We start from the raw sequence: 4932 nt of genomic DNA, 5'->3' as shown, positions 1-4932 counted from the left end.
ACCCGGGCGGCCGCGCCCGGCCGGCGTACCGGTCGCCGTCGTGCCCGGGCGGCCGATGTCCGGACGGGACAGCACGATCGCGCCGACCAGGGCGGCGAGCAGCAGCACCGAGAGCACCTCGAACGGCAGCACCCAGGAGCGGAAGACCTGCTCGCCGAGGCGGTCGGCAGTGCCCGCGGCGGGCAGGTCCACCCGGGACCAGCGGAACGCGTCGACCAGCAGCACCGCGAGGCCGAGGCCACTGCCACCGCCGACCAGCGCGGCCGGCCAGCCCGGCCGGTCCAGGTCGTCGGAGGCGCCGATCGGGGCCCGGGTCAGCATCACCGCGAAGAGCAGCAGCACCACCACGGCCCCGACGTAGATGAGCACCTGCACCCAGGCCACCAGCTCGGCGGTGAGCACCAGGTAGTCGCCGGCCAGCGCGCCCAGGCAGACCACCAGCCAGAGGCCGGCCCGGACCAGGTGGCGGGTGCCCACCACCAGCGCGCCCGCGCCCACCGCGACCGCCCCGAGGGCGATCAGCAGCACGTCCGCACCGGTCATGACGGCGTTCCTCCACCCTGCTCGGCGCCGGGCTCGGGGCGTACCGGGGCGGGAGCGGGGCGGGCGGCGGGGGCCGCGGTCTTGCGGGCGGCGGTGGTCTCCTCCTTCGAGGGGTCGCCGTGCGGGTCGTGGGCCGGCGGCGGGGGCACGGTGGCCATCCACTCGCCGAGATGGTCCTTGTCGTGCAGCAGGTCCTTGATGTCGTACTCCGCGTACTCGAACTCCGGCGACCAGTAGAGGGCGTCGAAGGGGCAGACCTCGACGCAGATGCCGCAGTACATGCAGAGCGAGAAGTCGATGTCGAACCGGTCGAGGACGTTGCGCTGCCGGGGGCGGGCGGCGCCGGGCACCATCACCTCCTCCTTGTGGGAGTCGATGTAGATGCACCAGTCCGGGCACTCGCGGGCGCAGAGCATGCAGACGGTGCAGTTCTCCGCCAGCAGCGCGATCACGCCACGCGAGCGCGGCGGCAGCTCGGGGGCGACGTCCGGGTACTGCTGGGTGGTCGAGCGCCGGGTCAACGTCTTCAACGTGACCGCCAGCCCCTTCACCAGCCCCTCGCCCGGCACCCCGCTGCGCTCGCTCATGCCGCCCATCCTGCCCTGTGCCCACGGCGCGCGCGACCACCACCCGGCTGTTGGCGGCCTCGCAGTGATCCGACCGGTCGGTTGAGCCGTGGATCCCGCCGATCGGACGGGCCCACCGCACGATCGGCTCGACCAGCCGGCCAACTGCTCAGCGGGACATCGAGGACCTTTTTGATCATCTATTCTGCTCCGGCCGACGAGCCCAGGAGGATCACGGCCTTTGAGACTCAGCAAGAGGTGGACGCGGGCCCTGGCCGCAGCCGCCGTCGTCGCCGCCGTCCTGGCGAGCGCACCGGCCGCGCAGGCCCAGACCGCGTACACCCTCACCGGTGCGGTGACCGACCGGGCCACCGGCGCGCCGCTGCCCGGCGCCTGCCTCACCCTGTTCAACGCACCCGACAAGCCGATCGCCACCCGCTGCGCGGACGAGCAGGGGCACTACACCTTCTCCGGTCTGACCTACGTAATCCCAGCCAGGCTGCGGGCGCAGGCGGCGGGCCACGCGGACCTGTGGTGGCCGTCCGACCCGGACTACGACAACGCGCTCTCCATCCGCTATCCCGCGACCGGGACCACAATCGAGGCGAACCTCGCGCTGCTGACCTCGGTCGGTGGCTTCGCCGGTCGGATCACTCAGCCGGACGGCAGCCCGGCGTACGACTCGGACGTGACCGCTGTCGCGGTCGGCGGCGCCTACTGGGCGGCGAAGGCGGCGACCGACGGCGACGGCCGGTACCGGCTCGGGAACCTTCCACCCGGTGCGTACCAGCTGATGATCGGCCCTCGGGGCATGGCGCCGACCCAGTGGCTGCCCGGCACCGGGGACCCACCGGTCGCCACCGTGTACGAGGTGGCTCCCGATGCGACGGCCAGCGTCGACGGGCAGTACCTGACGAGAACCAGCAATACCGAGGGTGGCGTGCTGACCGGCACCGTGACGGCGGCCGCCACAGGCTTGCCGGTGGCCGGCGCGTGCGTGACCGCCGTCGCCGCCTGGAACGGGCAGGACGCCGCCACGGCCTGCACCGATGCCACCGGCCGCTACCGGATCACGACGGTGTCGATCAACCCGGGATACAAGCTGCGGATCCGGGCGGACGGTTACCCCGAGCAGTGGGCACCGAACGCGACGAACAGGCTTAACGCCTCCATCTACCATCCCGTGTCGGGCCTCATCATCAACGTCGCCCTACGGCTCGGCGGCGGCACGCTCCGCGGCCAGGTCACGGACTATCCCGGTGCCACTCCGGCGCTGACCACCTCCGTACGGGCGGAGGCCGTCAACGGCTCCTGGTCGGCCTGGACCCAGGTGGTCGACGGGCAGTACCAGCTCGACCGGGTGCCGCCCGGTGACTACCGGATCTCCATCAAGCCGCTGGACCGCACCGTCCAGTATCACCCGGGGAAGGCGACGCCGACCGAGGCCACCATCGTGCACGTCGCCGACGGCGAGGTCACCACGGTGGACGAACAGCTCGTACCGCCGGGTGTCATCGAGGTGACGTTGCGGGACTCCGTCACCGGAGCGCCGGTGACGGGCTGCGTCAATATGATCAACGCGCAGGACTCGCTGTGCGGCACCGGCACGATCACCTTCACGAAGGCCTGGGCCACCGGTGCCAAGCCGGAGCAGCTGTTGATCCAGGCCCGGCCGAGCCACTGGACGAAGACGATCTCCTCGGTGCCGGTGGTCAGCGGCGAAACCACGCGGATCACCGCCGCGCTCGAGCCGGGCGCTGTCCTGGAGACCACCGTCATCGACGCCAAGGACGGCTCCGTGCCCGGGCGGACGTGCGTCTACCCGGTCAGCGCCCGGAAGCTGGTCACCACCGCCATGCGGCGGGACGCCGTCGTCTCCTGGTGCTCCGACACCACCGGCAAGCTCAAGATCGGGCCACTGCCGGCCGGGCCGGTGCAGCTGATGGTCGTGCCGCCCGCGCCGTACGGCGCCCAGTGGTACACCGAGAACGGCGGCACCGGTGACCGGCGGATCGCAAAGGTCTATTCGATGCGGGCCGGGCAGAGCGTGATCGCGCCGCCGATCCGGCTCGACCCAGCCGGAACCCTGATCGGCCGCGTCACGGACCAGTACGGCAGCACGGCCTACACCTGCGTGAACCCGTTCGGTCAGCACCCGGATCTCGATCCGGTTCCGCTGCGGGCCTGCATCTCGAGCACCTCGAACCCGTCCGGCAGCTACCGGTTCGACAATCTCGGCCCGTACCGCTGGCCGTTGGGCACGGCCGGCAATGCCGAGACCTCGGCAGGTCTGCTCGCCCCGGGCTGGTCCGGCAATGCCACCAACCGGTTCGACGCCAGCCTGGTGCAGATCACGGCCGGCGCCACGACGACGGCCCCGGACATTACGCTGCCCCGGGGCGCCCTGATCCGGCGGCTGGACACCGGCAGCGCAGGCTCCTCGGACGACAAGTTCGAGGTCTACCAGGCGACCACGGGCGACCGGGTCGTGTCTCCCCTCACCGTCCAGGGGGTGGCCAGGACCCCCCTGCCGGCCGGGCCGCTGCTGCTGCGGCTACTGCCCCTCGGTGGAACGCCCTGCTGGTACGTGGGGCCGTCCAGCGGTCCGCGGCGGCCCCGCAGCCTGGGTCCGACGCCGATCAACCTCACGCCGGGCCAGGTGATCGACACCCTCCGGTTGGTGCCGGGTGACACCTGCAAGCCGGTCCCGACTGATATCCGTATCGGTCCGGCCATGCTGACGCCCACCCGCTGAACGGCCCGGGCGGGTCGGGCCGGCACCACCGGTCCGGCCCGCCCGGCTGTTTCGGTGACGCGCTCAGGCCGGCGGGATCATCTCCACGCCGAGCTGCTGGAGCACCTGGAACAGCTCGTTGACGCTCCACACGTCCACGATCCGGCCGGCCTCGTCGAAGCGGAGGAACGATGCCCCCGAATAGCTGACCACCCGGCCGGTCGGCTGCACCGGGCCGAACTGCCCGGCCTGGGTGCCGGCGGCGCGCCAGTGCACGGCCACCCGGTCGCCGGCGGCCACCAGCTCGACGATCTTGTAGCGGAGGTCCGGAAAGGCCGCCCGCCGGTCCCGGTGCCAGGCCAACGTGGCCTCCGGCCCGGTCCCGCCCAGCCCCGGGCAGTCCGCCGCGATCAGGTCGTACGCGCTCTCCTCACGGCCGGCGTTCCACACGTCGGCGATGAAGCGTCGGGCCGCCGCCTCCACATCGGTCACCGCGGCAGCGTAGCTCCGCTCGACCTGACGGGGCCGGCCGGAGCGACCATGATGGGATCCGACGACATCTCCCGGGAGGCGGCGTGGGCAGCAGCGACGACGAGATCTTGAACGGCACCGGCGGCAAGTACGTGGAACCGGGCGGCGAGTTCACCCGGGACCAGCGCTACATCGCCACCCGGATCACCGCCGACGGGCGGGGCGGCTGGCCGGTGGAGCCCGACCGGTACCGGCTCGCGGCCAGCCGGGCCTGCCCGTGGGCGAACCGGCTGGTCATCGTCCGCCGGCTGCTCGGGTTGGAGGAAGCCCTCTCGCTGGCGGTGGCCGGTCCGACCCACGACAAGCGGAGCTGGACCTTCGATCTCGACCCGGGCGGCCGGGACCCGATGCTCGGCATCGAACGGCTGGCCGAGGCGTACTTCAAGCGGTTCCCCGGATACGACCGGGGCATCACCGTGCCGGCGATCGTGGACGTGCCGACCGGGCAGGTGGTCACCAACGACTACGCGCAGATGAGCCTGGACCTGTCGACGGAGTGGACCGCGTACCACCGGCCGGGAGCGCCCGACCTCTACCCGGAGCCGCTGCGGGACGAGA

4 protein-coding genes and 1 pseudogene are annotated in these 4932 nt (G+C 72.2%); 2 read left to right on the top strand and 3 right to left on the bottom strand.

Going from position 1 to position 4932, the window contains the following annotated elements:
• On the bottom strand, nucleotides 1-543 hold a 543-nt coding region (locus ONA70_RS34715; protein ID WP_265010717.1), incomplete at its 3' end, for an NADH-quinone oxidoreductase subunit J family protein.
• Nucleotides 540-1130, bottom strand: a complete 591-nt coding sequence (locus ONA70_RS34710; RefSeq protein ID WP_406601300.1) for a NuoI/complex I 23 kDa subunit family protein — start codon at nucleotides 1128-1130, stop codon at nucleotides 540-542. The genes ONA70_RS34710 and ONA70_RS34715, both read right to left, overlap by 4 nt.
• A gap of 220 nt (nucleotides 1131-1350) precedes the next feature.
• Here ONA70_RS34710 and ONA70_RS34705 point away from each other — a divergent pair, with 220 nt between their 5' ends.
• Nucleotides 1351-3864, top strand: a complete 2514-nt coding sequence (locus ONA70_RS34705) for an MSCRAMM family protein (protein WP_265010715.1) — start codon at nucleotides 1351-1353, stop codon at nucleotides 3862-3864.
• A gap of 63 nt (nucleotides 3865-3927) precedes the next feature.
• On the opposite strand, the gene ONA70_RS34700 is transcribed toward ONA70_RS34705, so the two are convergent.
• Nucleotides 3928-4335: an ester cyclase gene (locus ONA70_RS34700; protein ID WP_265010714.1), complete on the bottom strand. Its 408-nt coding sequence runs from the start codon at nucleotides 4333-4335 to the stop codon at nucleotides 3928-3930.
• Between the two features lie 83 nt (nucleotides 4336-4418).
• Here ONA70_RS34700 and ONA70_RS34695 point away from each other — a divergent pair.
• Nucleotides 4419-4932: pseudogene (locus tag ONA70_RS34695) on the top strand (glutathione S-transferase family protein); the annotation flags it as partial.

Origin of the sequence: Micromonospora yasonensis (genome assembly GCF_026013475.1) — a bacterium.
GTDB classification, from domain to species: domain Bacteria; phylum Actinomycetota; class Actinomycetes; order Mycobacteriales; family Micromonosporaceae; genus Micromonospora; species Micromonospora yasonensis.
This window is presented reverse-complemented; position numbering and strand designations above follow the sequence as displayed.

Excerpts from the sequence above, each read along its gene's own strand:
- ONA70_RS34710 (WP_406601300.1), bottom strand. The coding sequence starts at position 1,130 with ATGAGCGAGCGCAGCGGGGTGCCGGGCGAGGGGCTGGTGAAGGGGCTG.